The sequence below is a fragment of the Pseudomonas maumuensis genome, assembly GCF_019139675.1.
GTDB lineage: Bacteria > Pseudomonadota > Gammaproteobacteria > Pseudomonadales > Pseudomonadaceae > Aquipseudomonas > Aquipseudomonas maumuensis.
The window spans coordinates 1147319-1173574 of the sequence record NZ_CP077077.1 but is presented as its reverse complement, the minus strand read 5'-3'; the positions used below and the strand labels follow the sequence as shown (position 1 = coordinate 1173574).

The following is a 26256-nucleotide window of genomic DNA, read 5'->3' as shown; positions in this document are numbered from 1 at the left end:
ACCGAACTCAAGGAGAATCATCATGGCGTTCAACATCCACAACCGTAACCTGCTCAGCCTCGAACATCACACCACCCGCGAGCTGCGTTACCTGCTGGACCTGTCCCGCGACCTCAAGCGCGCCAAGTACACCGGCACCGAGCAGCAGCACCTGAAGGGCAACAACATCGCGCTGATCTTCGAGAAGACCTCGACCCGCACCCGCTGCGCCTTCGAAGTCGCCGCCTACGACCAAGGCGCCAACGTCACCTACATCGACCCCAATTCCTCGCAGATCGGCCACAAGGAAAGCATGAAGGACACCGCCCGCGTGCTCGGGCGCATGTACGACGCCATCGAGTATCGCGGCTTCAAGCAGGAGATCGTCGAGGAACTGGCCAAGTTCGCCGGCGTGCCGGTGTTCAACGGCCTGACCGACGAGTACCACCCGACCCAGATGATCGCCGACGTGCTGACCATGCGCGAGAACAGCGACAAGCCGCTGCACGACATCAGCTACGCCTACCTGGGCGATGCCCGCAACAACATGGGCAACTCGCTGCTGCTGATCGGCGCCAAGCTCGGCATGGACGTGCGCATCGCCGCACCCAAGGCCCTGTGGCCGCATGACGACCTGGTCGAGCGTTGCAAGAAGTACGCAGAAGAAAGCGGCGCGCGCATCACCCTCACCGAAGACCCGAAAGCCGCGGTCAAGGGCGTGGACTTCGTCCACACCGACGTGTGGGTATCGATGGGTGAACCGGTCGAGGCCTGGGGCGAGCGTATCCAGCAACTGCTGCCTTACCAGGTGAACAAGGAGCTGATGAAGTCCACCGGCAACCCGCGCACCAAGTTCATGCACTGCCTGCCGGCGTTCCACAACTCCGACACCAAGGTCGGCAAGCAGATCGCCGAACAGTACCCGCACCTGGCCAACGGCATCGAAGTGACCGATGACGTGTTCGAGTCGCCGGCGTGCATCGCCTTCGAGCAGGCGGAAAACCGCATGCATACGATCAAGGCGATTCTGGTGTCGACCCTGGCTGATCTCTGACAGCGGCCTTGACTCTGTGGGAGCCGGCTTGCCGGCTCCCACAAAGGAACGAGGCGCACCCTAAATCCGCAAAGGACATTCCCCATGCGTATCGTTGTTGCATTGGGCGGCAACGCCCTGCTGCGCCGCGGCGAGCCGATGACCGCCGACAACCAGCGCGCCAATATCCGCACCGCCACCGAACAGATCGCCAAGATCCACCCCGGCAACGAACTGGTCATTGCCCACGGCAACGGGCCGCAGGTCGGCCTGCTGTCGCTGCAAAGCCTGTCGTACAAACCTGATGAGGCCTATCCGCTGGACGTGCTCGGTGCCGAAACCGAAGGCATGATCGGCTACATGATCGAACAGGAACTGGGCAACCTGCTGGACTTCGAGGTGCCGTTCGCCACGCTGCTCACCCAGGTTGAAGTGGACGCCAACGACCCGGCGTTCAAGGATCCGACCAAGTTCATTGGCCCCGTGTACGCCAAGGACGAAGCCGAGCGCCTGGCCAAGGAAAAAGGCTGGGTGGTCAAGCCCGACGGCGACAAGTACCGCCGGGTGGTGGCCAGCCCGAAACCCAAGCGCATCTTCGAGATCCGCCCCATCAAATGGCTGCTGGAAAAAAGCAGCATCGTGATCTGCGCCGGCGGCGGCGGCATCCCTACCATGTACGACGAAAACCGCAAGCTCAAGGGTATCGAGGCGGTGATCGACAAGGATCTGTGCTCGGCGCTGCTGGCCGAACAGCTGGATGCCGACCTGCTGATCATCGCCACCGACGTCGACGCTGCGTACATCGATTTCGGCAAGCCGACACAAAAAGCCATCGCCCAGGCCCACCCCGACGAGCTCGAGAAGCTGGGCTTTGCCGCCGGCTCCATGGGGCCGAAGGTGCAGGCCGCCTGCGATTTCGCCCGGAATACCGGCAAGGTCGCGGTAATCAGCTCGCTGGAAAACATCGAGGACATCGTCAAAGGCACCGCCGGTACCCGCGTTTCCACCGCCAAGCCGGGAATCAGCTACCGTTGAACGCAGTTGGCCGGTGCCTGGCACCGGCCGTTTTCAACCTTCCGGAGGACCTCGCCATGGCCCAGTATCAACCCGGTCACGTGCATATCGAGCGCACTGCGCTGAACACCAACGACCACAGCTACGACCTGTGCATCGACTACGAGGCCGTGTCGGATCCCAGCGAAGGCCGCGGCATCCAGTTCCGCATGCATGGCCACATCGAGGGCAAGGCCGTCGATGAGAAGTTCTTCCTGGCCAAGGACCAGGTGCTGCCCAGCTTTCTGATGCAGTTGAGCCGCAAGGCCCAGTCGTACCTGCCAGCGCCGAAGAAGTTCGAGAGCCTCGGTTCGCCGCACAAGCTCTACGACTACATGTTCGAAGACATTCGCCAGAAGCTCGATGTGAAATCGGGCGATTCGATCAAGCCTGAGCATCTGGGCTGAGCGCAATCGCGGGGCTTCGTGGCAGCGGGCTTGCCCCGCGATTGGGTTTAGAGCCCTTCCCAAGGCATACTGGCGCACTCGCTTGGCCACTGCCCCGATCTCCCCATGCGCATCCACGTCAGCTTCATCGACCGCGTCGGCATCACCCAGGAAGTCCTGGCCCTGCTCGGCGCCCGCAACCTCAATCTCGATGCCGTGGAGATGGTCCCGCCGAACGTCTACATCGATGCTCCGACCCTGAGCCCCGCCGTGCTCGAGGAGTTGCACGACGCGCTGTTCGAGGTGCGCGGCGTGCAATCGGTGGAAGTGGTCGACATCCTTCCCGGCCAACGCCGGCACCTGCAGCTCGACGCCCTGCTCGCCGCCATGAGCGACCCGGTGCTGGCGGTGGACAGCGCAGGCAAGGTGCTGCTGGCCAACCCGGCGCTGATCGCCCTGTGCGGGCGTGAGTCCGCCGGGCGCTCGGTGGGCGAGCTGTTCGGCGACCCCGACCTGCTGCAGGCCCTGCTGGACAACAATTTCCACCTGCCCATGCGCGAAATGCAGTTGAACGGCCAGAGCCTGCTGCTCGACGCCACGCCGATCACCCATGCCGGCGGCCTGCTGACGCTGTACCCACCGAACCGCATGGGCGAGCGCCTGTCGGCCCTGCACCACGACCACGCCGAAGGCTTCGACGCCATGCTCGGCGATTCCCCGGCGATTCGCACCCTCAAGGCCCGCGCCCTGCGCGTGGCGGCTCTCGACGCGCCGCTGCTGGTGCATGGCGAAACCGGCACCGGCAAGGAACTGGTGGCCCGCGCCTGCCACGCCATCAGCAGCCGCCACGCAGCCCCTTTCCTGGCACTCAACTGCGCGGCACTGCCCGAGAGCCTGGCCGAGAGCGAGCTGTTCGGCTACGCCCCGGGCGCTTTCACCGGCGCGCAACGTGGTGGCAAGCCCGGGCTGATGGAGTTGGCCAACCAGGGTACGGTGTTCCTCGACGAGATCGGCGAGATGTCGCCGTACCTGCAGGCCAAACTCCTGCGTTTCCTCAGCGACGGCAGCTTCCGCCGCGTCGGCGGCGACCGCGAAGTGAAGGTGGATGTGCGCATCATCAGCGCCACCCACCGCGACCTCGAGCGCATGGTCGGCGAAGGCACCTTCCGTGAAGACCTGTTCTACCGCCTCAACGTGCTCAACCTGCAGGTGCCGCCACTGCGTGATCGCGGCCAGGACATCCTGTCCCTGGCGCAATACTTCATGCAGCAGGCCTGCACCCAGATCCAGCGCCCGCCCTGCCGTCTGGCGCCCGCCACCCACCCGGCGCTGCTGGCCAACCCCTGGCCGGGCAACGTGCGCCAGTTGCAGAACGTGATTTTCCGCGCTGCGGCGATCTGCGAAAGCAATGTAGTGGACATCGGCGACCTGGACATCGCCGGCACCTCGGTGGCCCGCGGACAGGATGGCGAGGTAGCGAGCCTGGAACAGGCCGTGGGGGATTTCGAGCGCGAACTGTTGCAGCGCCTGTATGCCAGCTACCCCTCGACCCGGCAACTGGCGGGGCGTCTGCAGACTTCGCACACGGCCATTGCCCAGCGCTTGCGCAAGTATGGAATTCCAACCAAAGGTTGAATCAGGCAACTCCCGTGTAGCGATTTCGCTACGATGTATCGATATCGATACGCACTCATTTGCCTGCGCCTTTGCAAGGGTTTGATCCCGCAACGCTTTTGATTCCCGGCCCATCTGTATCGATTTCGTTCCAGGCGAATGTCAGAAAACTTACAGGGCAAAATTAAGTAATTGATTAATAAGGACTTTTATTATCTGGCCGCATTATTGCTAAGGGAATTCCAACCTTAAGAGCGCGGAACCTACCGCGCCCAACGCCCCTGCTTCCCGAGGAATTCCCATGAGCGAGTTGCGTTTCACCGAAGATCACGAATGGCTGCGCGTCGAAGCCGATGGCAGCGTCACCGTGGGCATCACCGCCTACGCCCAGAACGCCTTGGGTGATGTGGTCTATGTGCAACTGCCGGAGCTGCAGCAGTACGACAAGGGCGCCGAAGCCTCCACCGTGGAGTCGGTCAAGGCCGCCAGCGGCGTGTACATGCCACTGACCGGTGAAGTGGTCGCGGTCAACGAAGACCTCAACGACAGCCCTGAGCTGGTCAACGAAGACCCACTGGGCGAAGGCTGGTTCTTCCGCTTCAAGCCTGCCGACATGAGCGAAGTGCATGCCCTGCTCGACCAGGATGCCTACGACCGCCTGCTCAAAGCCAACGACGACGCCTGAGGAATGACCATGACCATCAACCTCGGTACCGCCAACGAATTCATCGCCCGCCACATCGGCCCACGCGCCGCTGACGAGCAGGCCATGCTCACGACCCTGGGCTTCGACTCGCTGGACGCGATGACCGCCGCCGTCATCCCCGACAGCATCAAGGGTACCAGCGTGCTCGGCAGCCACGAAGGGCAGAGCGAGGCCGATGCCCTCGCCGCATTGAAAGCCATCGCCGGCAAGAACCAGCTGTTCAAGAGCTACATCGGCCAGGGCTACTACAACACCCACACCCCGGCGCCGATCCTGCGCAACCTGCTGGAGAACCCGGCCTGGTACACCGCCTACACCCCGTACCAACCGGAGATTTCCCAGGGCCGCCTGGAAGCGCTGCTGAACTTCCAGACCCTGATCAGCGACCTCACTGGCCTGCCGATCGCCAACGCCTCGCTGCTCGACGAGGCCACCGCCGCCGCCGAAGCGATGACCTTCTGCAAACGCCTGTCGAAGAACAAGGCCAGCCATGCCTTCTTCGCCTCCGTGCATTGCCACCCGCAAACCCTCGACGTGCTGCGCACCCGCGCCGAACCGCTGGGCATCGAGGTGGTGGTGGGCGACGAGCGCGAACTGGGCGACGCCAGCGCCTTCTTTGGCGCCCTGCTGCAGTACCCGGCCAGCAACGGTGACGTGTTCGACTATCGCGACCTGGTGCAGCGCTTCCACGGCGCAGGCGCCCTGGTGGCCGTGGCCGCCGACCTGCTGGCACTGACGCTGCTGACGCCACCCGGCGAGTTCGACGCCGACGTGGCCATCGGCAGCGCCCAGCGCTTCGGCGTGCCGCTGGGCTTCGGTGGCCCGCACGCGGCCTACTTCGCCACCCGCGACGCCTTCAAGCGTGACATGCCTGGCCGTCTGGTCGGCGTATCGATCGACCGCTTCGGCAAACCGGCCCTGCGCCTGGCCATGCAGACCCGCGAGCAGCACATCCGCCGCGAGAAGGCCACCAGCAACATCTGCACCGCCCAGGTGCTGCTGGCCAACATCGCCAGCATGTACGCCGTGTACCACGGCCCAGCCGGCCTCAAGCGCATTGCCGAGCGCACCCATGCGCTGACCGCGATCCTCGCTACCGGCCTGACCAAGCTGGGAATCAAGGTCGTCACCGGCGATTTCTTCGACACCCTGACCCTGGCCACCGGTGACAGCACCGGCGCGCTGCACGACAAGGCCCGCGCCCAGGGCATCAACCTGCGCCAGGTCGACGCCGCCCAGCTGGGCCTGTCGCTGGACGAAACCAGCACCCAGGCCGATGTCGAGGCCCTGTGGCAGCTGTTCGCCGACGGCCAGGCCTGCCCTGACTTCGCCGCCCTGGCCAACACGGTCGCCGTGCGCCTGCCAGCCGGCCTGCTGCGCCAGTCGGCCATCCTCGAGCACCCGGTGTTCAACCGCTACCACAGCGAAACCGAGCTGATGCGCTACCTGCGCCGCCTGGCCGACAAGGACCTGGCCCTGGACCGCACCATGATCCCGCTGGGCTCGTGCACCATGAAGCTCAACGCCGCCAGCGAAATGATCCCAGTGACCTGGGCCGAGTTCGGCAACCTGCACCCGTTCGCCCCAGCCGCGCAAAGCCAGGGCTACCTGCAGATGACCACTGAGCTGGAGGCCATGCTCTGCGCCGCCACCGGCTATGACGCCGTGTCGCTGCAGCCCAACGCCGGCTCCCAGGGCGAGTACGCCGGCCTGCTGGCGATCCGCGCCTACCACCGCAGTCGTGGCGACAGCCACCGTGACATCTGCCTGATCCCGTCCTCGGCCCACGGCACCAACCCGGCCACCGCGCACATGGCCGGCATGCGCGTGGTGGTGACCGCCTGCGACGCGCGCGGCAACGTCGATATCGACGACCTGCGCGCCAAGGCCATCGAGCACCGCGAGCGCCTGGCGGCGATCATGATCACCTACCCGTCCACCCACGGCGTATTCGAGGAAGCCATCGGCGAGATCTGCGCGATCATCCACGACAACGGCGGCCAGGTGTACATCGACGGCGCCAACATGAACGCCATGGTCGGCCTGTGCGCCCCGGGCAAGTTCGGCGGCGACGTCTCGCACCTGAACCTGCACAAGACCTTCTGCATCCCCCACGGCGGCGGCGGTCCGGGCGTCGGCCCGATCGGCGTCAAATCGCACCTGGCGCCATTCCTGCCGGGCCATGCCCAGCTGGAAAACACCCAGGGCGCGGTATGCGCCGCGCCATTCGGCAGCGCCAGCATCCTGCCGATCACCTGGATGTACATTCGCATGATGGGTGGCGCTGGCCTCAAGCGCGCCTCGCAGATGGCGATCCTCAACGCCAACTACATCGCCCGTCGCCTGGAAGAGCACTATCCTGTGCTGTACACCGGCGGCAACGGCCTGGTGGCGCACGAATGCATCCTCGACCTGCGTCCGCTCAAGGACACCAGCGGCATCAGCGTCGACGACGTCGCCAAGCGTCTGATCGACTTCGGCTTCCACGCCCCGACCATGTCCTTCCCGGTGGCCGGCACGCTGATGATCGAACCGACCGAAAGCGAGTCGAAAGAGGAACTGGATCGCTTCTGCAACGCCATGATCCAGATCCGCGAAGAGATTCGCGCAGTGGAGAACGGCAGCCTGGACAAGGACGACAACCCGCTGAAGAACGCCCCGCACACTGCGGCGGAGCTGGCCGGCGAATGGGCCCACGGCTACAGCCGCGAGCAGGCGGTGTACCCGCTGCCGAGCCTGGTGGAAGGCAAGTACTGGCCGCCGGTCGGTCGCGTCGACAACGTGTTCGGCGACCGCAACCTGGTCTGCGCCTGCCCGTCGATCGAGAGCTACCAGGACGTCTGATCGGATGGGGCCGCTGCGCGTCCCATCGCCGGCAAGCCGGCTCCCACAGGTTCAGCGCTAATCTGTGGGAGCCGGTTTGCCGGCGATGGGCTGCGTAGCAGCCCCAATGGGCTTACTGGCCATCATCAGGAGGAAGCAGCATGTCTTTGAGCGTCTTCGACCTGTTCAAGATCGGCATCGGCCCCTCCAGCTCGCACACGGTCGGGCCGATGCGCGCCGCCGCGCGCTTCGCCGAAGGGCTGCGCCGTGATGGCCTGCTGGCCGGCACGGCCACGGTCAAGGCCGAGCTGTACGGCTCGCTCGGCGCCACCGGCAAGGGCCACGGCAGCGACAAGGCCGTGTTGCTTGGCCTGGAAGGCGAGCATCCGGACAGCGTCGATACCGAAACCATCCCCGCCCGTCTGCAAGCCATCCGTGAAAGCGGTCGGCTCAGCCTGCTCGGCGAACACGACATCGACTTCGTCGAAAAGCAGCACCTGGCGATGATCCGCAAACCGCTGGCCTACCACCCCAACGGCATGATCTTCCGCGCCTTCGATGCCGCCGGCCTGCAGATCCGTAGCCGCGAGTACTACTCGGTGGGCGGCGGTTTCGTGGTTGATGAGGACGCAGCGGGCCATGACCGCATCGTCGAGGACAGCACCGTGCTGCCCTACCCTTTCAAGACCGGCAAGGAACTGCTCGGCCACTGCACCGCGCAGCACCTGTCGTTCAGCCAGGTGATGCTGGCCAACGAAGCCGCCTGGCGCCCCGAAGCCGAGACCCGTGCCGGCCTGCTGCGCATCTGGCAGGTGATGCAGGACTGCGTCGAAGCCGGTTGCCGGCACGAAGGCATCCTGCCTGGCGGGCTGAAGGTCAAGCGCCGGGCTCCGGCGCTGTACCGCCAGCTCAGCCGCCACCCGGAAGCCAGCCTGCGCGATGCGCTGTCGGTGCTCGACTGGGTCAACCTCTACGCCCTGGCGGTGAACGAGGAGAACGCCTATGGCGGTCGTGTGGTCACGGCACCGACCAATGGCGCGGCCGGCATCGTTCCGGCGGTGCTGCACTACTACATGCGCTTCGTGCCCGGCGCCAACGAGGACGGGGTAGTGCGCTTCCTGCTCACTGCCGCGGCGATCGGCATTCTCTACAAGGAGAACGCATCGATCTCCGGGGCCGAGGTGGGCTGCCAGGGCGAGGTCGGCGTGGCCTGCTCCATGGCCGCAGGCGCCCTGTGCGAAGTGATGGGCGGTACCCCGCAACAGGTGGAGAACGCCGCCGAGATCGGCATGGAACACAATCTGGGCCTGACCTGCGACCCCATTGGCGGGCTGGTCCAGGTGCCCTGCATCGAGCGCAACGCCATGGGCTCGGTGAAGGCGATCAACGCGGTGCGCATGGCCCTGCGCGGCGACGGGCAGCACTACGTTTCCCTAGACAAGGTCATCCGCACCATGCGCCAGACCGGCGCCGACATGAAAAGCAAATACAAGGAGACCGCCCGCGGCGGTCTGGCCGTCAACATCATCGAATGTTGACCCGAATAAAAACCGAGGAGTCACCGATGTCCGAAACACTGCACAAGACCCCGCTGCACGCCCTGCACCTGGAACTGGGCGCGCGCATGGTGCCGTTCGCCGGCTACGACATGCCCGTGCAATATCCCTTGGGCGTGCTCAAGGAGCACCTGCACACCCGCGAGCAGGCCGGCCTGTTCGACGTTTCGCACATGGGCCAGATCATCCTGCGCGGCAACGACGCCGCCAAGGCCCTGGAAACCCTGGTGCCGGTGGACATCATCGACCTGCCGGTGGGCATGCAGCGCTATGCCATGTTCACCAATGCCGAGGGTGGCATCCTCGACGACCTGATGGTCGCCAACCTCGGTGACGACACCCTGTTCCTGGTGGTCAACGCCGCCTGCAAGGAGCAGGACCTGGCCCACCTGCGCCAGCACATCGGCAGCCGCTGCGAGATCCAGCCACTGTTCGAGGAACGCGCCCTGCTGGCCTTGCAAGGTCCGGCGGCGGTCAAGGTGCTGGAGCGCCTGGCGCCTGCGGTGGCGAAGATGACGTTCATGCAGTTCCAGCCTGTTCAACTGCTCGGCGCCGACTGCTATGTCAGCCGCTCGGGCTACACCGGTGAGGACGGTTTCGAGATTTCCGTGCCGGCCGACAAGGCCGAAGCGCTGGCGCGCCGGCTGCTGGCCGAGCCAGAGGTACAGCCAATCGGCCTGGGCGCACGCGACTCGCTGCGCCTGGAGGCCGGCCTGTGCCTGTACGGCCACGACATGGACACCACCACCACGCCGATCGAGGCCAGCCTGCTGTGGGCCATCTCCAAGGTGCGCCGCGCCGACGGCGCACGTGCCGGTGGTTTCCCGGGTGCCGATACCGTGTTTGCCCAGCAACAGGCTGGCGTGGCGCGCAAGCGCGTAGGCCTGCTGCCCCAGGAGCGTACCCCGGTGCGTGAAGGCGCGCAGATCGTCGACGCGGCAGGCAAGGTGGTCGGCGAGGTGTGCAGCGGCGGCTTCGGCCCGACGCTCGGCGCGCCGGTCACAATGGGCTATGTCGATAACGAACACGCCACGCTGGATACCGCGCTGTTTGCAATGGTGCGTGGCAAGCAAGTTGCCATGAAAGTCAGCAAAATGCCTTTCGTGGCGCAACGTTACTACCGTGGCTGAATGAGTGGATTGGACGGGTTCGACATATTCGTTTTCGAACCTGTCCAATAACTTCTGAACATAGCGCCAGGCCAGGCGCCACGGCGTTTCCGACAAATCGTTCGGTGATCGGGAAAAGCCTGCTTTTCACCCGTCGCGAGGGCTTGTTTTTCGTTCGGCAGTTGGCGTAGAGTCATTGCACTGTGTTTGCATGGGTCGCAACAGTTCGTGACCTGGGCCAGTAGCCGCAATCTGCTACAACCCGTTCGACGTCTCTTACTTTCCTGCAACCCAGCCCAGTAGTCTTTCACTTACAAAAAGTGTGAAAGAAACTGTCATCAATATTTAAGTTTCATAGGAAATAAGACAATGGCTGAGCGTCAGAACGGTACCGTCAAGTGGTTCAATGACGAGAAAGGTTACGGCTTCATCACCCCAGAAAGCGGTCCGGATCTGTTCGTGCACTTCCGCGCCATCCAAGGCAACGGCTTCAAGAGCCTGAAAGAAGGCCAGAAAGTGACCTTCGTTGCCGTTCAAGGCCAAAAAGGCATGCAGGCTGACGAAGTCCAGGCCGAAGGCTGATCTTCCGATAAAAAGCCCCTGTGTTGACGCACAGGGGCTTTTTTGTGCGCGCAATTCCATAGAATGGGCCTTTGCCATCTGGAGCTGTCATGCATGTCCAAGCCATTGCTCAACCCCCAGGGTGATTTTCCGCCGGTCGGCCTGGGCCGTCGCCTGGCCGCGATGTTCTACGACTTCCTGCTATGCACCGCGCTGCTGATCGTCACCGCCGGCGCCTACAAGATGATCCAGATGGCGATCATCGGCGAGGCGCGCATGCGCGAGCTGACCGAGGCCGGTGCCCTGGACGGCGACCCGCTGCTGTCGACTATCCTGCTGTTCGCCCTGTTCGGCTTCTTCGCCAAGTTCTGGACCCACGGCGGCCAGACCCTCGGCATGCAGGTGTGGGGCATGCGCGTGCAGAACGCCGATGGCAGCGCCATCAGCCTCTGGCAGGCGTTGCTGCGTTTCGTGGTGTCGATCGCATCGTGGCTGTGCCTGGGGCTGGGCTTCATCTGGTCGTTGTTCGACAAACGTAAACGCAGTTGGCATGACATCTATTCCGAGACCCAGCTGGTACGCCTGCCCAAGCGCAAGAAGTGAGCTTCGCGGGCATCAGACCTGCGAAAAGCGAGTGCAAAAAAGCCGACCCTGAGGTCGGCTTTTTCATGCGCTCCGGGCTATCAGCCGGCCCGGCGCATCAACCACAAGCCCGCCAGCGCACAGATACCCGCAGGGATCACCACCGCCAGCAACGGCGGGAAGCCGAACACCTGGCTCGATGGCCCCAGCAAGTCCCCAGCGATGCGGAACACGAAGCCCACCAGCACACCGGTGAACACGCGTTGACCCAGGGTCACCGAGCGCAGCGGGCCGAAGATGAACGAGATCGCCATCAATACCAGGGCCGCGGTGACCGCAGGCTGCAGGACCTTGGTCCAGAACGCCAGCCAGTAGCGCGAGTTGTTCAGCCCCTGGTCGGCCAGGTAGTGGATGTAATCCCACAGACCGGTGATCGACAGCGACTCCGGCGCCAGCACCACGGTGTTGAGCAGCTCCGGGGTTACCGAGACGTCCCAGACCTCTTCAGGGCTCTTGACCACTTCGGTGTGATCGCCGCGGAAGTAGGTGGTGGACACATCGTTGAGCATCCACTTGCCTTCAACGTACTGCGCCCGGCGGGCGAAGCTGGAAGTCTGGATCTTGCGCTCGGCGTCGAAGCGGTAGCGGGTCACACCCAGCAACAGGCCATTGGGCTGCACCGAGTTGATATGCACGAATTCCTCGCCCTGGCGGTGCCACATGCCGCGCTTGGAGCTTTGCGCCTCGCCACCGCCCTGGGCCAGCGAACGGTCGGCCTGGGCCTTGTTCTCGGTCACCGGGGCCACGTACTCGCCGATCAGCAGGCCGACCAGCATCAGCACCAGCATCGGCTTCATCACCGCCCAGACGATGCGGCCGATGGATACGCCGGCGGCGCGCATGATGGTCAGCTCGCTGCTGCTGGCCAGGCTGCCCAGGCCGATCAGACAGCCGATCAGCGCCGCCATCGGCAGCATGTCGTAGAGCCGACGCGGCGCGGTCAGCAGGACGAAACTGCCGGCGTCCAGGAAGGTGTAGGTAGCGCTCAGGTCGTTCAGTTCGTCGATCAGGGCGAACAGCGAGGCCAGGCCAAGGATGATGCCCAGCACGGCGGCGATCGCCAGCAGCACGCTCTTGCCGATGTAGCGGTCCAGTTTAACCACGGGCCACCTCCGCACGACGAGCGGCGCGCTTGAGGCGCAGCGGCTCCCAGTACATCAGCGCCAGGCCGATCAGCAAGAACAGGCCATGGACCCACCACATACCCAGCGAGATAGGCAGCTTGCCCTTCTCCAGGGCGCTACGCACGGAAATCAGCATCGTCAGATAGGCCATGTACAAAAGGATCGCCGGCAGCAGCTTGAGGAAGCGGCCCTGGCGTGGATTGACGCGCGACAGCGGCACCGCCAGCAACGTCACGACAAACACCAGCAGTGGCAGCGACAGGCGCCATTGCAGCTCGGCCCGCTCGCGAATACCTTCATGCCCGAACAGTTCGGACGTCGGAATCGCTTCGCGCTCGGTGACTTCCTCGGCGACTTCCGGCTTGGGCAACAGCACGCCATAGGTGTCGTACTTGATCGCCCGGTAGTCGGCCTGGCCCGGGTTGCCGTCATAGCGATAGCCGTTCTCCAGCACCAGGTAGCGGTTGCCGTCGGCCTGCACTTCCTGGTGGCCCTTCTCGGCGACCAGCACCGAAGGCGCACGGTCCTTGGTCTTGTCCTGGTTGAAGCGCTTCTCGGAGATGAACACCCCACCCAACTTGATGCGGTCATCGGACAGCTGCTCGGTGTAGGTCACCCGGGAGCCGTCGCGCAGGGTCTGGAAGCGGCCCGGCACCAGGGTATCGAACTCGGTCAGGGCATCCTGCTGGGCGATGATTTTCTGCACCTGGGAAACCCCCAGGGGCGCCAGGCTCAAGCTCAGCCAGGCGACCAACAGGGCGACCAGCGCCGCCGGCACCATGGTCACGGTCAGCAGGCGCTGCTGGCTCATGCCGGTGGCCGAGAGCACGGTCATCTCGCTTTCGAGATACAGCCGGCCATAGGCGAGCAGGATGCCAAGGAACAGCCCGAGCGGCAGGATCAATTGCAGGAAGCCCGGCAGACGGAACCCCATGATCATGAACAGCACGCTCGGATCGAGCGCGCCCTGGGCCGCCTGGGCCAGGTACTTGATGAAGCGACCGCTCATGATGATCACCAGCAGCACAGCGCTGACGGCGCTCAAGGTCACCAGGACCTCGCGGGACAGATAACGAAAGACGATCAAACCAGACACTCCTGGGTTGTCAGGGGCGGAAAGCCAAACGAACGATTCGGACAGCCAAGACCAATGCCGGTTCGCCAAGGCGAACCTCCATGTAAAAGTGCGCGCATTATCCTGTGATTGACGGCGCCTGTCACTTGGCCACGCAGCATGGCGCATATCGGGGTTGTCATCGTGGTCGCGGCAGGCTCAAACTGGCAGCTTTTCCGCTGGCAGGCAGCGCCCGCCAGCCGCGTTTTCCGAGCGCCTGCGAAAGACAGCGCCCACTGACAGATCATTCGGGGACCCCAGACATGGAATTGGTTGTAAAAAGCGTAGCCGCTGTATCCGTCAAGACCGCAACCTTGGTCGTACCCGTAGGTGAAGGCCGCAAGCTCGGCGCCACCGCCAAGGCCGTCGACCAGGCCACCGAAGGCGCCATCAGCGCGCTGCTCAAGCGTGGCGACCTGGCCGGCAAGCCGGGCCAGACCCTGCTGCTGCACAGCCTGCCGGGCCTGAAGGCCGAGCGCGTGCTGCTGGTCGGCAGCGGCAAGGACGAAGCCCTCGGCGACCGCGCCTGGCGCAAACTGGTGGCCAGCGTCGCCGGCGTGCTCAAGGGCCTGGGTGGCGGCGATGCCGTGCTGGCCCTGGACGACATCGCCGTCACCGGTCGCGATGGCCACTACGGCAAATATCGCCTGCTGGCCGAGACCCTGCTCGACGGCACCTACGTGTTCGACCGTTACAAGAGCCAGAAGGCCGAACCGCGCGCCCTGAAAAAAGTCACCCTGCTTACCGCCAAGGCCGGCCAGGCCGAGGCCGAGCGCGCGGTCAAGCATGCCAGCGCCATCGCCACCGGCATGGCCTTCACCCGCGACCTGGGCAACCTGCCGCCGAACGTCTGCCACCCGAGCTTCCTCGCCGAGCAGGCCAAGGACCTGGGCAAGGTACACAAGGGCCTCAAGGTCGAGGTGTTGGACGAGAAGAAGATCAAGGACCTGGGCATGGGCGCGTTCTATGCCGTAGGCCAGGGCAGCGACCAACCGCCGCGCCTGATCGTCATGCAGTACCAGGGCGGCAAGAAGAGCGAGAAGCCGTTCGTGCTGGTCGGCAAGGGCATCACCTTCGACACCGGCGGCATCAGCCTCAAGCCCGGCGCCGGCATGGACGAGATGAAGTACGACATGTGTGGCGCCGCCAGCGTGTTCGGCACCCTGCGCGCCGTGCTCGAGCTGCAGCTGCCGATCAACCTGGTGTGCCTGCTGGCCTGCGCCGAAAACATGCCGAGCGGCGGCGCCACCCGTCCCGGCGACATCGTCACCACCATGAGCGGGCAGACCGTCGAGATCCTCAACACCGACGCCGAAGGCCGCCTGGTGCTGTGCGACACCCTCACCTACGCCGAACGCTTCAAGCCGCAAGCAGTGATCGACATCGCCACCCTGACCGGCGCCTGCATCGTTGCCCTGGGCAGCCACACTTCGGGCCTGATGGGCAACGACGACGAGCTGGTCGGCCAGTTGCTGGACGCCGGCAAGCGTGCCGACGACCGTGCCTGGCAGCTGCCGCTGTTCGACGAGTACCAGGAGCAACTGGACAGCCCGTTCGCCGACATCGCCAACATCGGTGGCCCGAAGGCCGGCACCATCACCGCCGGCTGCTTCCTGTCGCGCTTCGCCAAGGCCTACCACTGGGCGCACCTGGACATCGCCGGCACCGCCTGGATCAGCGGTGGCAAGGACAAGGGCGCCTCGGGCCGCCCGGTTCCGCTGCTCACCCAGTACCTGCTGGACCGCGCCGGCGCCTGATGGCACATGGCCGGTGGCGCCCCTGCGCCACCGGCCGGCACTGAACGATCATGAGCAAAGTCGATTTCTACATCCTGCCCAGCGACTCGCTGTCGGTGCGCCTGGATTTCGCCTGCAAGCTGTGCGAAAAGGCCTGGCGCCTCGGCCACCGGGTCTACCTGCACTGCCAGGACGAGGCCCAGCGCAGCGAACTCGACCTGCGCCTGTGGCAGTTCAAGGGCGAGGCCTTCTTGCCCCACGACCATGCCGAACAACACCCGGACGCCGTTGTCGCGCTGGGTGTCGGCGCCGATGCCGGCCAACACCGCGACCTGCTGATCAACCTGGGCGGCGAGGTTCCGGCCTTTGTCGGCCAGTTCGAACGGGTCGCCGAAATCGTCGTCGAGGAGCCGGCCATCCGCCTGGCCGCTCGCGAGCGATTCCGTTTCTACCGCGAACAGGGCTATGCTCTGCAAGACCACCGCTTACAGCGACTCTGACGACGATGGACAAGCAGCTGAACTCCCTGACCCATTCCGCCCACCTGCTCGACGACCTCGAGTCGATCCGCGAGCTGCTGGGTGACGCCGACCTGCAACCGCCCCTGCTGACCGAAACCGTGGAGCAGATCCCCCTGCTGCTCGACGAGCCGAGTGCCGAAGCGCCCGCCGCCGCAGCGCCTGCACCGACTCCGGCACCTGAAGAGGATGCCCAGACCCGCCGCCAGGACACCCTGCTGCATCTGGACGCCGAACTGCGCGCCGCGGCGCAGTCGATCATGCAGGACGTGATCAACGACTTCACCCCGCACATCGAGACCGAGATCAAGCGCCGCCTCGATGCGCGGCTGGAGCGGTTGCTCAAGCGTTCCGAGTAACCCTTCGTCCACATCGCGGGGCAAGCCCGCTCCCACAAGCGGGCTTGCCCGCTACACCTGTCTTGAAACGCGCAGCTTGGTTATACTTCCCGGCTTTCCCGAATTAATGCCTAAGGGTCCCGCCGCGCATGGATAAGACCTACCAGCCGCACGCCATCGAAACTTCCTGGTACAACACCTGGGAGTCCGAGAACTATTTCGCCCCACAAGGTGCAGGCGAGTCCTACACCATCATGATCCCGCCGCCGAACGTGACCGGCAGCCTGCACATGGGCCACGGCTTCAACAACGCGATCATGGACGCCCTGATCCGTTTCCGCCGCATGCAAGGGCGCGACACCCTGTGGCAGCCGGGTACCGACCACGCCGGTATCGCCACCCAGATGCTGGTCGAGCGCCAGCTCGAGGCCAAAGGCCAGAATCGCCATGACCTGGGCCGTGAGCAGTTCCTGGAGAAGGTCTGGGAGTGGAAGGATCAATCGGGCGGTAACATCAGCCGCCAGATCCGCCGCCTGGGCTCGTCGGTGGACTGGAGCCGCGAGCGCTTCACCATGGACGACGGCCTCTCCGAGGCGGTCAAGGAAGCCTTCGTGCGCCTGCACGAAGATGGCCTGATCTACCGCGGCAAGCGCCTGGTCAACTGGGATACCAAGCTGCACACGGCAATCTCCGACCTCGAAGTGGAAAACCACGACGAGAAGGGCCACCTGTGGAACCTGCGCTATCCGCTGGCCGACGGCGCCAAGACCGCCGACGGCAAGGACCACCTGGTGGTCGCCACCACCCGTCCGGAAACCCTGCTCGGTGACGTCGCCGTTGCCGTCAACCCGACCGACGAGCGCTACCAGGCCCTGATCGGCAAGTTCGTCGAACTGCCGCTGGTCGGCCGCCTGATCCCGATCGTCGCCGATGACTACTGCGACCCCGAATTCGGCACCGGCTGTGTGAAGATCACCCCGGCCCACGATTTCAACGACTACGAAGTCGGCAAGCGCCACAACCTGCCGCTGCTCAATATCTTCGACAAGAACGCCACCGTGCTGGCCGCGGTGCAGGCGTTCAACCTCGACGGCAGCGTCAACGACCAGCTCGACACCTCGCTGCCGGCCCAGTACGCCGGCCTCGACCGCTTCGTCGCGCGCAAGCAGATGGTCGCCGACCTGGACGCCCAAGGCCTGCTGGTCAGCATCGACGACCACGCCCTGAAGGTGCCGAAAGGCGACCGCTCCGGCACCGTCATCGAGCCATGGCTGACCGACCAGTGGTACGTCTCCACCAAGCCGCTGGCCGAACCTGCCATCGCTGCAGTGGAAGACGGCCGCATCCAGTTCGTGCCCAAGCAGTACGAGAACATGTACTTCTCCTGGATGCGCGACATCCAGGACTGGTGCATCAGCCGCCAGCTGTGGTGGGGCCACCGCATCCCGGCCTGGTACGACGAGGCCGGCCAGGTCTATGTCGGCCGCGACGAGGCCGAAGTGCGCGCCAAGCACAACCTGGGCAGCGATGTGAAACTGCGCCAGGACGACGACGTGCTCGACACCTGGTTCAGCTCGGGCCTGTGGACCTTCTCCACCCTGGGCTGGCCGGAACAGACCGAGTTCCTGAAGAAATTCCACTCCACCGACGTGCTGGTCACGGGCTTCGACATCATCTTCTTCTGGGTCGCCCGGATGATCATGCTGACCATGCACCTGATCAAGAACGAGGACGGCACCCCGCAAGTGCCGTTCAAGACCGTGTACGTACACGGCCTGGTGCGCGACGGCCAGGGGCAGAAGATGTCCAAGTCCAAGGGCAACGTCCTCGATCCGCTGGACATCGTCGACGGCATCACCCTCGACGCCCTGCTGGAAAAACGCACCAGCGGCATGATGCAACCGAAGCTGGCCGAGAAAATCGCCAAGCAGACCAAGGCCGAGTTCCCCGAAGGCATCGCCAGCTACGGCACCGACGCCCTGCGCTTCACCTTCTGCTCGCTGGCTTCCACCGGTCGTGACATCAAGTTCGACATGGGCCGCGTCGAAGGCTACCGCAACTTCTGCAACAAGATCTGGAACGCCGCCCGCTACGTGCTGGACAAGGGCGAGGACTGCGGCCAGAACGGCGAAGCCTACGAGCTGTCGCTGGCCGACCGCTGGATCATCTCGCAGCTGCAGCGTACCGAAGCCGAGGTGACCCGCCAGCTCGAGCAGTTCCGCTTCGACCTGGCCAGCCAGGCGCTGTACGAGTTCATCTGGAACCAGTACTGCGACTGGTACCTGGAACTGTCCAAGCCGGTGCTATGGGACGAGAACGCCCCGGTCGAGCGCGCCCGTGGCACCCGTCGTACCCTGGTGCGCGTGCTGGAAGTCGCCCTGCGCCTGGCGCACCCGTTCATGCCGTTCATCACCGAAGAGATCTGGCAGCGCATCGCGCCGCTGGCCGGCATCGAAGGCAAGACCATCATGCTGCAGCCGTGGCCTGAAGCGAACGAGAGCCGCATCGACGCCGCCGCCGAAGGCGACATCGAATGGCTCAAGGAGCTGATGGTCGGCCTGCGCAACATCCGCGCCGAGATGAACATCGGCCCGGGCAAGCCGCTGCCACTGTTCCTGAAGAACGCCAACGCCGACGATCAGCGTCGCCTGCAGGAAAACGAAGCCCTGCTGAAGAAGCTGGCCAAGGTCGAGTCGTTCACCGTGCTCGGCGAGCAGGACGAAGCGCCACTGTCGGCCACCGCACTGGTGGGTGACCTGCAGGTGCTGGTGCCGATGGCCGGCCTGATCGACAAAGATGCCGAGCTTGCGCGCCTGAGCAAGGAGATCCAGCGCCTGCAGGGCGAAGTCCAGCGCGTTGGCGGCAAGCTGTCCAACGCCGCCTTCGTCGACAAGGCCCCGCCTGCGGTGATCGAGAAGGAACGTGCCAAGCTGGCCGAGTCGGAGCAGGCCCTGGCCAACTTCACCGAACAGCATGCGCGGATTGCTGCGCTGTAATTCAAACGTGAAGCCATAGGGGGCTGCTTCGCAGCCCATCGCCGGCAAGCCGGCTTCCACAGGTACTGCACTGTCCTGTGGGAGCCAGCTTGCCGGCGATGCTTTTTCAGGACTCCACCATGACCCAGAAACCCACCCTGCACCCGCGCAACCGCCACCAGGGCCGCTACGACTTCCCCGCCCTGATCAAGGCACATCCGGACCTGGCCCGCTTCACCATCACCAACCCCTACGGCAAGCCCAGCATCGACTTCGCCAACCCCGAGGCCGTGCGGGTGTTCAACCGCACCCTGCTCAAGGCCCAGTACGGCATCCAGCACTGGGACATCCCCGCCGACTACCTGTGCCCACCGATCCCCGGCCGCGCCGACTACATCCACGTGCTGGCCGACCTGCTGGGCGAGGACAACGGTGGTGAAATCCCTCGCGGCGCCCAGGTGCATGCTCTGGATATCGGCGTCGGCGCCAACTGTATCTACCCCCTGCTCGGGCACAGCGACTACCGCTGGCGCTTCACCGGCTCCGATATCGACGGCGTAGCCCTGGCCTCGGCCAAGGCCATCGTCCAGGCCAACAAGCTCGACAAGGCCATCGGCCTGCGCCTGCAAGCGAATCGCAAGCACATCCTCAGCGGCCTGCTGCAGGCCGACGAGCGCTTCGACCTGACCCTATGCAACCCGCCCTTCCACGCCTCGCGCGAGGAAGCCACCCGCGGCAGCCAGCGCAAATGGAAGAACCTCGGCAAGCAGGACCCCAAGCGCAAGCTGCCAGTGCTGAACTTCGGCGGGCAGAACAATGAACTGTGGTGCGAAGGTGGCGAGATCCGCTTCGTCTCCCAGTTGGTCGCCGAAAGCGCGCAGTACGCCGCCCAGGTGCTGTGGTTCACCAGCCTGGTGTCCAAGGCCAGCAACCTGCCGGGTATCGAGGCAGCCTTGAAAAAGGCCGGGGTGAAGGCCCTGCGCATCATCGAGATGGGCCAGGGGCAGAAGCAGAGCCGCATGGTCGCCTGGAGCTTCCAGGACGATGGCGCACGCCAGCAATGGCACGCCCTGCGTAAATCACGGGCATGAAAAAACCGCGCCCGGGCAAGCCGGGCGCGGTTTCGTCAAATCAACAATTACTTGTTGATCGAGTCGGTCAGCACTTTGGCTGGAACGAACTTGACGACTTTCTTGGCAGCGATTTCGATGGCAGCGCCAGTCGAAGGGTTGCGGCCGGTACGGGCAGGACGCTCGGAGACTTTCAGTTTGCCGATGCCTGGCAGGGTGATTTCAACGCCATTTTCCAGTTGGTCGGCGACGATCTGGCCCAGTTGCTCCAGGGCATTACGCGCGGTGGTTTTCGGCGCATCGATGGAGTCAGCGATTTCGGCAATCAGTTGGTCTTTGGTCAGTGCCATGGTGGTGTTCCTTCCCTATCAAATCAGAGGTTGTGCAGCGTGCTTGGTCGGTGGTCGGGCCAGCCCGGGACAATCCAGAGGCCGCGTCGATCGCGTATGTAGATACGCAAATCGGCGTTTGGTTCGACACCGCGCAAGCGATCTGCCAGCAATGCGCCACCCAAGGGGCGCAAGACCGCGCAAAGCTACCACAGGAATCGATAAATATCCGCTGCCCACCGCGTTTTTGTTCAGGTTTTTCGGGGGCTTTCAGAAAAATCGCAAATATTTGAACAAAAAACGAACAACCGGCATATACGCCAACATCTGGCCACTGCATCACCCTCGCCCTGGGTTAAACTGAACGCCTTTTGCAGCCCGGCTTTTCACCGCTCCTATCACCGAGAATTCCATGCCAATCCGTCATTGCATCGTTCACCTGATCGACAAGAAGCCCGATGGCAGCCCCGCCGTGCTCCATGCTCGCGACAGCGAACTGGCGGCCTCCGACGCCATCGAGAACCTGCTTGCCGACCTCAACGACAGCTACAACGCCAAGCAAGGCAAAGCCTGGGGCTTCTTCCACGGCGAGTCCGGCGCCTATCCATTCAGCGGCTGGCTCAAGCAGTACCAGGACGAGGAGAAAGACTTCGCCACCTTCAGCCGTGTTGCCGTCGAGCACCTGCAGAAGCTGATGGAAGAATCCAACCTGTCCACCGGCGGCCACGTGCTGTTCGCCCATTACCAGCAAGGCATGACCGAATACCTGGCCATCGCCCTGCTGCACCACAGCGAAGGCGTGGCAGTCAACGCCGAGCTCGACGTGACCCCCTCGCGCCACCTGGACCTGGGGCAATTGCACCTGGCGGCGCGGGTCAACCTGTCCGAGTGGAAGAACAACCAGAACTCCAAGCAGTACATCTCGTTCATCAAGGGCAAGAACGGCAAGAAAGTCTCGGATTACTTCCGCGATTTCATCGGCTGCCAGGAAGGTGTTGATGGCCCGGGCGAGACTCGCACCCTGCTCAAGGCCTTCAGCGACTTCGTCGAGAAAGAAGACCTGCCGGAAGAGTCCGCCCGCGAGAAGACCCAGACCCTGGTCGACTACGCCACCACCCAGACCAAGCTGGGCGAGCCGGTAACGCTTGAAGAGCTCTCCAGCCTGATCGACGAAGACCGCCCCGAGGCGTTCTTCGACCATATCCGCAACAGCGACTATGGGCTGTCGCCGGAGATCCCGGCCGACAAACGCACCCTCAACCAGTTCCGCCGCTTCACCGGACGTGCCGAAGGGTTGTCGATCAGCTTCGAGGCGCACCTGCTCGGCTCGAAGGTCGAATATGACGAAGAAGCCGGAACCTTGGTCATCAAAGGGCTGCCGACCCAACTGATCGATCAGCTGAAACGCCGCAAGGACTGACGGCGCGGGCCACCACGGGAGCGGGACAAGCCCGCTCCAACCGCTCAGACGATGCTTTCTACATAGGACGCCACCAGTGCCTCCTTCGCCGCCTTGCGCAGCTTCTTCACCAAGCGTTCCTGACGCAGCGCCTCGCCTTTGTCCGGCCACTGCTCCACATAGACCAGCGCCTGCGCCGGGCTGGTCTTGAAATATCGAGCGCCCTGCCCTCTCTGGTGCTTGATGAAACGCCGCTGCGGGTCGTCGCTGATACCGCAGTACAGCGAGCCGTTGGCGGCGCGCACCAGGTAGACATACCAGGGTTTGCTCTGGGCGGTTGCAGGTGTTTCGCTCACGTCTCGATTCGATAGCACTGAAGATGCGCGCCAGCTTAACCGTTCAACGGCCCTGCTGGAATGCGCGCAAGCCTTTGAACGCCTGCTGGCGCACCTTGTTCTGCAGCATCGGCGACCAGCCCAACAGCACGCCCGGCATGCCCAGGGCCTGCCGCGCCCAGCGCCATAGGTCGAAGCTGTCGTCGTGCTGGCAGATCAGCCCATCACGAATCACGAAGCGCGCCTGGATATCGTTGACCACCACCCGCCCGGTCTGGCTGAACAGATAGGTCGCCACCCAATGCGCACCGCCGCCGCGTTCGTCGCTGCGCACGTTGTCGAAGGTCAGGGTGAAGTCCTTGGCACGGCGGGTGAGCATGCGCCACATGTCCCCGGCATCCTGCCCGCGCAAGGTGCCGAAGGCCGGATCGCTGAAAACGATGTCATCGCTGTAGCAGGCCACCATGGCCTCGGCGTCCAGGCGCTGGAAGGCCTGGTAGAAACGGGTGATCAGGGCGCTGTTGGCGTCGCTCATTGGCGGTTATCCGTGCTTGGGCTCGAGAAGCGCACGATAGTCCGGGCCCGGCTTTGGCGCCACAGTCATTTGCGCCATGAATGGTGCCGAAGCCCGAACCAGGTGCCAGCAGACCTCAGACCCGCTCGCTGACCACACCCACATGCAACGCACGCCCGGCCCCCAAGCCGAACGCAATGGCGCCGATCCCCAGTACCGCGAAGATCCAGCCCACCGCGCCCCAGCCCCCGGTCAGGTCATGTACCAGCCCTACCGCGAACGGCCCCATGGAGGCCAGCGTGTAGCCGACCCCCTGGGCCATGCTCGACAGGTTGGCCGCCACATGGGCGTCCTTGGAGCGCAGCACGATCAAGGTCAACGCCAGGGCAAAGGTGCCGCCCTGGCCCAGCCCCAACAGGATCGCCCAGCCCCACAGCCCTTCCAGCGGTGCGTACAGGCAGCCGAACAGTCCGCCCAGGGTCACCAGCATCACCACCACGATGGCCAGGCGCTGCTCCTTGCCGCGCGTCGCCAGCCATGGCGCGCTTAGCGAACTGACCAGTTGCACGATCACCGAGCCGGACAGCACCAGCCCCGCCTCGGTCGGGCTCAGCCCACGGCCGATCAAAATCGACGGCAACCAGCCGAACACGATGTAGGCCAGCGACGACTGCAGGCCCATGTACAGGGTCACCTGCCATGCCAGCGGATCACGCCACAGGCCCTGCACCCGGTAGGCCACCTTGTGAACGCCATGGCCCTGACGGGACTGCGGTAGCCACACCAGCATCGCCAGCAGCGCCGGCAGCACCCAGAAGCCCAGCCCCAGCGCCCAGCTGTCATCGAAGTGCTGGGTCAAGGGCACCGTGGCACCGGCGGCCATTGCCGCGCCCAGACACAGCGCCATGGTGTAGACGCCGGTCAGGGTGCCTGCATGTTGTGGGAAATCGCGCTTGACGATGCCGGGCAACAGCACGCCGATGATGCCGATGCTCGCACCCGCCATCAGGCTGCCGATGAACACGCCGGTGGCGCCCAGGGCACTGCGCACCAGGATGCCCAGCGCCAGAGTCAGCAAGATGCCGAGGATGACCCGTTCGCTGCCGAAACGTCGTGCCAGGATCGGTGCCAGCGGCGCGAAAAGCCCCAGGCACAGCACCGGCAAGGTGGTCAGCAGCCCCGCCTGCGATGCACTGAGCCCCAGCCCTTCGGACACCTGCCCGAGTACGGGTGACATGCTCGACAACGCCGGACGCAGGTTCAGCGCCACCAGTACCAGGCCCAGCAACAACAGCCAGGGCCGGCGCAGCACCACGGGCTGTTGCTGGACTTGCTCATCGTCGGCCTCGGCGTCGATCAGCAGTTCTTCGAGGTCCGCCTCGCGGGGCGCGGTGTTGCGGGTCAGTTGTTCGGCCATGGCCTTCTCGTGGTCAGGATTCGATGAGGGTCCGGCTCAGGTGCTTGGCCCGCTCCGGATCGCGTTGTTCGAGGGCGTCGAGGATCTGCCCGTGCAGGTCGAACACGGCCTGGCAACGGGGGACTGTTGTCATGTTGTGCTGCAGGGCCGCGCCGACCACGCCGGAAAAGTAGCGGTACAGCTCGCTCAAGGCCGGGTTGTGGGCGGCGTCCACCAGGCGCTGGTGGAAGATCAGGTCGCATTCGACATAGGCATCCACATCGCCGTGGTAGTGCTGCGCGCTGTGTTGCAGGGCGTCGCGCAGTGCCTGCAGGTCGGCTTCGGTGCGGCGTAACGCGGCCAGGCCGATGGCTTGTGTTTCAAGGATATGGCGGGTTTCGCGGGCATGTTCGACGGCGCAGCGCGACATCACCTGCACGGCCTGCAGCGGGTCTACGGCGGTGCGCAGGTAGCTGCCGTCGCCCTGGCGGACTTCCACCAGGCCGCTGAAGGCCAGGACGCGCATGGCCTCGCGCACGGTGTTACGGCTGATGCCCAGGTCGCTGGCCAGCTCCGGTTCGGTGGGCAAGCGCTGGCCTACCGACCAAGTGCCCTGGGCGATGCGCTCGCGGAGCTGGTCTACAGCTTGTTCTACCAGGGAGCGTTTGATGAGCGGGGTCACGGGATGGGCTCGTCCAGTCATCGGATGAATTTGTGTGGGGTTGGACGATAACGGTTGATGGGGGATTGGGCAAGGGTTCGGGCGCAAAGGTGAATAGGCGTCGACATCACCAATGAATGCGCACGCAACTTGCAAAACCACCACAAACAACAAGGGGCGAATCAGAAGTCGGAACAACCAACTCCAATCCGCCCCCGGTCAAACCCCTGGAATCAATTCAAAGCATCAAGCAAAGCCTGGTTCATCTCCGGCGTCCCGATGGTAATCCGCAGGAATTGCGCAATCCGCTCCTGCTTGAAGTGCCGAACAATCACCCCCTGTTCGCGCAAGCGCGCCGCGATCCCGGCAGCATCCTGGCCGGGATGGCGGGCAAAGATGAAGTTCGCCGCCGAAGGCAACACCTCGAACCCGCGCGCGGTCAGCGCCTCGACCAAAACCTCGCGGCTCTCGATCACCTGCCGGCAGGTCTGCTCGAAATACTCACGGTCATCGAACGCCGCCGCCGCCCCGACAATCGCCATGCGATCCAGCGGGTAGGAGTTGAAGCTGTTCTTGATCCGCTCCAACGCCTCGATCAGGTCTGGATGCCCAACCGCCAGACCCACCCTGAGCCCCGCCAGCGAACGTGACTTGGACAAGGTCTGAGTCACCAGCAAGTTGTCGTAGCGATCGACCAGGCTGATGGCCGTCTCGCCACCGAAATCGATGTAGGCCTCATCGACCACCACCACCGAATCCCGGTTGGCCTGCAGCAGTTGCTCGACCGCCTCAAGCGGCAACAGGCAGCCAGTCGGCGCATTGGGGTTGGGGAAGATGATCCCGGCATTGGGCTTGCTGTAGTCCGAAACCCGGATCTGGAACTGCTCATCCAGCGCCACCTGCTCGAACGCGATACCGTACAAGCCGCAATACACCGGGTAGAAGCTGTAGCTGACGTCCGGGAACAGCAGCGGCCCACGGTCATGCTGGAACAGGCCGTGGAAGATGTGCGCAAGCACCTCGTCCGAGCCATTGCCGACAAATACCTGGGCCGGCGTCACGCCGTAATACTCGGCCACCGCCTGCTTGAGCCGGTCACCGTTCGGGTCCGGATACAGGCGCAGGTTGTCGTTGAGCTCGCCACGCATGGCTTCCAGCGCCTTGGGCGACGGGCCATAGGGGTTCTCGTTGGTGTTCAGCTTGACCAGCCGCGCCAGCTTTGGCTGCTCGCCCGGCACGTAAGGCACCAGGTCCTTGACGAAGGGACTCCAGAATCGACTCATGC

At 64.3% G+C, this 26256-nt stretch carries 24 protein-coding genes; 16 read left to right on the top strand and 8 right to left on the bottom strand.

Annotated features, from left to right (window positions below; translation table 11 throughout):
- Positions 1-22 precede the first annotated feature (22 nt).
- The 10 genes from KSS90_RS05480 (at position 23) to KSS90_RS05435 (ending at position 11423) form a co-directional block, all read left to right on the top strand.
- Positions 23-1033 carry an ornithine carbamoyltransferase gene (locus tag KSS90_RS05480; protein WP_046854307.1) on the top strand — a complete coding sequence of 337 codons (1011 nt, stop codon included), beginning with the start codon at positions 23-25 and terminating at the stop codon, positions 1031-1033.
- A gap of 84 nt (positions 1034-1117) precedes the next feature.
- Positions 1118-2047: a carbamate kinase gene (gene arcC / locus KSS90_RS05475; RefSeq protein WP_217868507.1), complete on the top strand. Its 930-nt coding sequence runs from the start codon at positions 1118-1120 to the stop codon at positions 2045-2047.
- A 56-nt stretch (positions 2048-2103) separates the two neighbouring features.
- Complete coding sequence (locus tag KSS90_RS05470; RefSeq protein ID WP_031315061.1) at positions 2104-2472, top strand: DUF5064 family protein; 369 nt, start codon at positions 2104-2106, stop codon at positions 2470-2472.
- A 105-nt stretch (positions 2473-2577) separates the two neighbouring features.
- Positions 2578-4086, top strand: coding sequence for a transcriptional regulator GcsR (gcsR, locus tag KSS90_RS05465; protein ID WP_217868506.1), 1509 nt, complete (start codon positions 2578-2580; stop codon positions 4084-4086).
- A gap of 280 nt (positions 4087-4366) precedes the next feature.
- Entirely contained in the window at positions 4367-4750 is a 384-nt protein-coding gene (gene gcvH / locus KSS90_RS05460) for a glycine cleavage system protein GcvH (protein ID WP_217868505.1), read from the top strand.
- A 9-nt stretch (positions 4751-4759) separates the two neighbouring features.
- On the top strand, positions 4760-7615 hold the full coding sequence (gene gcvP, locus KSS90_RS05455; protein WP_217868504.1) for an aminomethyl-transferring glycine dehydrogenase: 2856 nt from the start codon (positions 4760-4762) through the stop codon (positions 7613-7615).
- A gap of 140 nt (positions 7616-7755) precedes the next feature.
- A complete protein-coding gene (locus KSS90_RS05450) occupies positions 7756-9132 on the top strand; it encodes an L-serine ammonia-lyase (RefSeq protein ID WP_217868503.1) in 1377 nt (458 codons plus the stop codon).
- Positions 9133-9158: 26 nt separating this feature from the next.
- Positions 9159-10280 carry a glycine cleavage system aminomethyltransferase GcvT gene (gene gcvT, locus KSS90_RS05445; RefSeq protein ID WP_217868502.1) on the top strand — a complete coding sequence of 374 codons (1122 nt, stop codon included), beginning with the start codon at positions 9159-9161 and terminating at the stop codon, positions 10278-10280.
- A 348-nt stretch (positions 10281-10628) separates the two neighbouring features.
- Entirely contained in the window at positions 10629-10841 is a 213-nt protein-coding gene (locus KSS90_RS05440) for a cold-shock protein (protein ID WP_046854299.1), read from the top strand.
- 93 nt (positions 10842-10934) lie between these two features.
- Positions 10935-11423, top strand: coding sequence for an RDD family protein (locus tag KSS90_RS05435; protein WP_046854298.1), 489 nt, complete (start codon positions 10935-10937; stop codon positions 11421-11423).
- Positions 11424-11503: 80 nt separating this feature from the next.
- Here the strand turns inward: KSS90_RS05435 and lptG are convergent, their stop codons facing one another.
- Both lptG and lptF read right to left on the bottom strand, forming a co-directional pair.
- Entirely contained in the window at positions 11504-12565 is a 1062-nt protein-coding gene (gene lptG, locus KSS90_RS05430; protein ID WP_217868501.1) for an LPS export ABC transporter permease LptG, read from the bottom strand.
- Positions 12558-13673, bottom strand: a complete 1116-nt coding sequence (gene lptF, locus KSS90_RS05425; protein ID WP_217868500.1) for an LPS export ABC transporter permease LptF — start codon at positions 13671-13673, stop codon at positions 12558-12560. The genes lptG and lptF overlap by 8 nt, the downstream gene beginning before the upstream one ends.
- Positions 13674-13963: 290 nt before the next feature.
- Between lptF and KSS90_RS05420 the strand changes: the two genes are divergently transcribed.
- From KSS90_RS05420 to rlmF, 5 genes are all read left to right on the top strand, one after another.
- Complete coding sequence (locus tag KSS90_RS05420; protein WP_217868499.1) at positions 13964-15457, top strand: leucyl aminopeptidase; 1494 nt, start codon at positions 13964-13966, stop codon at positions 15455-15457.
- A gap of 50 nt (positions 15458-15507) precedes the next feature.
- Complete coding sequence (locus tag KSS90_RS05415; RefSeq protein ID WP_023629112.1) at positions 15508-15936, top strand: DNA polymerase III subunit chi; 429 nt, start codon at positions 15508-15510, stop codon at positions 15934-15936.
- 5 nt (positions 15937-15941) lie between these two features.
- Entirely contained in the window at positions 15942-16313 is a 372-nt protein-coding gene (locus tag KSS90_RS05410; protein ID WP_046854295.1) for a hypothetical protein, read from the top strand.
- A 128-nt stretch (positions 16314-16441) separates the two neighbouring features.
- Positions 16442-19288 carry a valine--tRNA ligase gene (locus tag KSS90_RS05405; RefSeq protein ID WP_217868498.1) on the top strand — a complete coding sequence of 949 codons (2847 nt, stop codon included), beginning with the start codon at positions 16442-16444 and terminating at the stop codon, positions 19286-19288.
- A 119-nt stretch (positions 19289-19407) separates the two neighbouring features.
- Positions 19408-20358: a 23S rRNA (adenine(1618)-N(6))-methyltransferase RlmF gene (rlmF, locus tag KSS90_RS05400; RefSeq protein WP_217868497.1), complete on the top strand. Its 951-nt coding sequence runs from the start codon at positions 19408-19410 to the stop codon at positions 20356-20358.
- Positions 20359-20405: 47 nt separating this feature from the next.
- Here rlmF and KSS90_RS05395 read toward each other — a convergent pair whose 3' ends face one another.
- Positions 20406-20687, bottom strand: coding sequence for an HU family DNA-binding protein (locus KSS90_RS05395; RefSeq protein WP_217868496.1), 282 nt, complete (start codon positions 20685-20687; stop codon positions 20406-20408).
- Positions 20688-21078: 391 nt separating this feature from the next.
- On the opposite strand from KSS90_RS05395, the gene yejK reads away from it, so the two are divergent.
- On the top strand, positions 21079-22086 hold the full coding sequence (gene yejK, locus KSS90_RS05390; RefSeq protein ID WP_046854292.1) for a nucleoid-associated protein YejK: 1008 nt from the start codon (positions 21079-21081) through the stop codon (positions 22084-22086).
- A gap of 44 nt (positions 22087-22130) precedes the next feature.
- Here the strand turns inward: yejK and KSS90_RS05385 are convergent, their stop codons facing one another.
- The 5 genes from KSS90_RS05385 to hisC form a co-directional block, all read right to left on the bottom strand.
- Entirely contained in the window at positions 22131-22421 is a 291-nt protein-coding gene (locus KSS90_RS05385) for a GIY-YIG nuclease family protein (RefSeq protein WP_217868495.1), read from the bottom strand.
- 43 nt (positions 22422-22464) lie between these two features.
- A complete protein-coding gene (locus KSS90_RS05380; RefSeq protein ID WP_217868494.1) occupies positions 22465-22935 on the bottom strand; it encodes a nuclear transport factor 2 family protein in 471 nt (156 codons plus the stop codon).
- A 115-nt stretch (positions 22936-23050) separates the two neighbouring features.
- The gene (locus KSS90_RS05375) at positions 23051-24331 is read right to left on the bottom strand and encodes a CynX/NimT family MFS transporter (protein ID WP_217868493.1); all 1281 of its coding nucleotides are present in this window, start codon (positions 24329-24331) and stop codon (positions 23051-23053) included.
- Positions 24332-24344: 13 nt separating this feature from the next.
- Positions 24345-25013 carry a FadR/GntR family transcriptional regulator gene (locus KSS90_RS05370; protein WP_217868492.1) on the bottom strand — a complete coding sequence of 223 codons (669 nt, stop codon included), beginning with the start codon at positions 25011-25013 and terminating at the stop codon, positions 24345-24347.
- 191 nt (positions 25014-25204) lie between these two features.
- Positions 25205-26254, bottom strand: coding sequence for a histidinol-phosphate transaminase (gene hisC, locus KSS90_RS05365; RefSeq protein ID WP_217868491.1), 1050 nt, complete (start codon positions 26252-26254; stop codon positions 25205-25207).
- Positions 26255-26256 lie beyond the last annotated feature (2 nt).

What these genes read in the sequence shown, in the direction of transcription:
- KSS90_RS05480 (WP_046854307.1), top strand. Translation starts at nt 23, where the DNA reads ATGGCGTTCAACATCCACAACCGTAACCTGCTCAGCCTCGAACATCAC.
- arcC (WP_217868507.1), top strand. Translation starts at nt 1,118, where the DNA reads ATGCGTATCGTTGTTGCATTGGGCGGCAACGCCCTGCTGCGCCGCGGC.
- KSS90_RS05470 (WP_031315061.1), top strand. Translation starts at nt 2,104, where the DNA reads ATGGCCCAGTATCAACCCGGTCACGTGCATATCGAGCGCACTGCGCTG.
- gcsR (WP_217868506.1), top strand. Translation starts at nt 2,578, where the DNA reads ATGCGCATCCACGTCAGCTTCATCGACCGCGTCGGCATCACCCAGGAA.
- gcvH (WP_217868505.1), top strand. Translation starts at nt 4,367, where the DNA reads ATGAGCGAGTTGCGTTTCACCGAAGATCACGAATGGCTGCGCGTCGAA.
- gcvP (WP_217868504.1), top strand. Translation starts at nt 4,760, where the DNA reads ATGACCATCAACCTCGGTACCGCCAACGAATTCATCGCCCGCCACATC.
- KSS90_RS05450 (WP_217868503.1), top strand. Translation starts at nt 7,756, where the DNA reads ATGTCTTTGAGCGTCTTCGACCTGTTCAAGATCGGCATCGGCCCCTCC.
- gcvT (WP_217868502.1), top strand. Translation starts at nt 9,159, where the DNA reads ATGTCCGAAACACTGCACAAGACCCCGCTGCACGCCCTGCACCTGGAA.
- KSS90_RS05440 (WP_046854299.1), top strand. Translation starts at nt 10,629, where the DNA reads ATGGCTGAGCGTCAGAACGGTACCGTCAAGTGGTTCAATGACGAGAAA.
- KSS90_RS05435 (WP_046854298.1), top strand. Translation starts at nt 10,935, where the DNA reads ATGTCCAAGCCATTGCTCAACCCCCAGGGTGATTTTCCGCCGGTCGGC.
- KSS90_RS05420 (WP_217868499.1), top strand. Translation starts at nt 13,964, where the DNA reads ATGGAATTGGTTGTAAAAAGCGTAGCCGCTGTATCCGTCAAGACCGCA.
- KSS90_RS05415 (WP_023629112.1), top strand. Translation starts at nt 15,508, where the DNA reads ATGAGCAAAGTCGATTTCTACATCCTGCCCAGCGACTCGCTGTCGGTG.
- KSS90_RS05410 (WP_046854295.1), top strand. Translation starts at nt 15,942, where the DNA reads ATGGACAAGCAGCTGAACTCCCTGACCCATTCCGCCCACCTGCTCGAC.
- KSS90_RS05405 (WP_217868498.1), top strand. Translation starts at nt 16,442, where the DNA reads ATGGATAAGACCTACCAGCCGCACGCCATCGAAACTTCCTGGTACAAC.
- rlmF (WP_217868497.1), top strand. Translation starts at nt 19,408, where the DNA reads ATGACCCAGAAACCCACCCTGCACCCGCGCAACCGCCACCAGGGCCGC.
- KSS90_RS05395 (WP_217868496.1), bottom strand. Translation starts at nt 20,687, where the DNA reads ATGGCACTGACCAAAGACCAACTGATTGCCGAAATCGCTGACTCCATC.
- yejK (WP_046854292.1), top strand. Translation starts at nt 21,079, where the DNA reads ATGCCAATCCGTCATTGCATCGTTCACCTGATCGACAAGAAGCCCGAT.
- KSS90_RS05380 (WP_217868494.1), bottom strand. Translation starts at nt 22,935, where the DNA reads ATGAGCGACGCCAACAGCGCCCTGATCACCCGTTTCTACCAGGCCTTC.
- KSS90_RS05375 (WP_217868493.1), bottom strand. Translation starts at nt 24,331, where the DNA reads ATGGCCGAACAACTGACCCGCAACACCGCGCCCCGCGAGGCGGACCTC.
- KSS90_RS05370 (WP_217868492.1), bottom strand. Translation starts at nt 25,013, where the DNA reads ATGACTGGACGAGCCCATCCCGTGACCCCGCTCATCAAACGCTCCCTG.
- hisC (WP_217868491.1), bottom strand. Translation starts at nt 26,254, where the DNA reads ATGAGTCGATTCTGGAGTCCCTTCGTCAAGGACCTGGTGCCTTACGTG.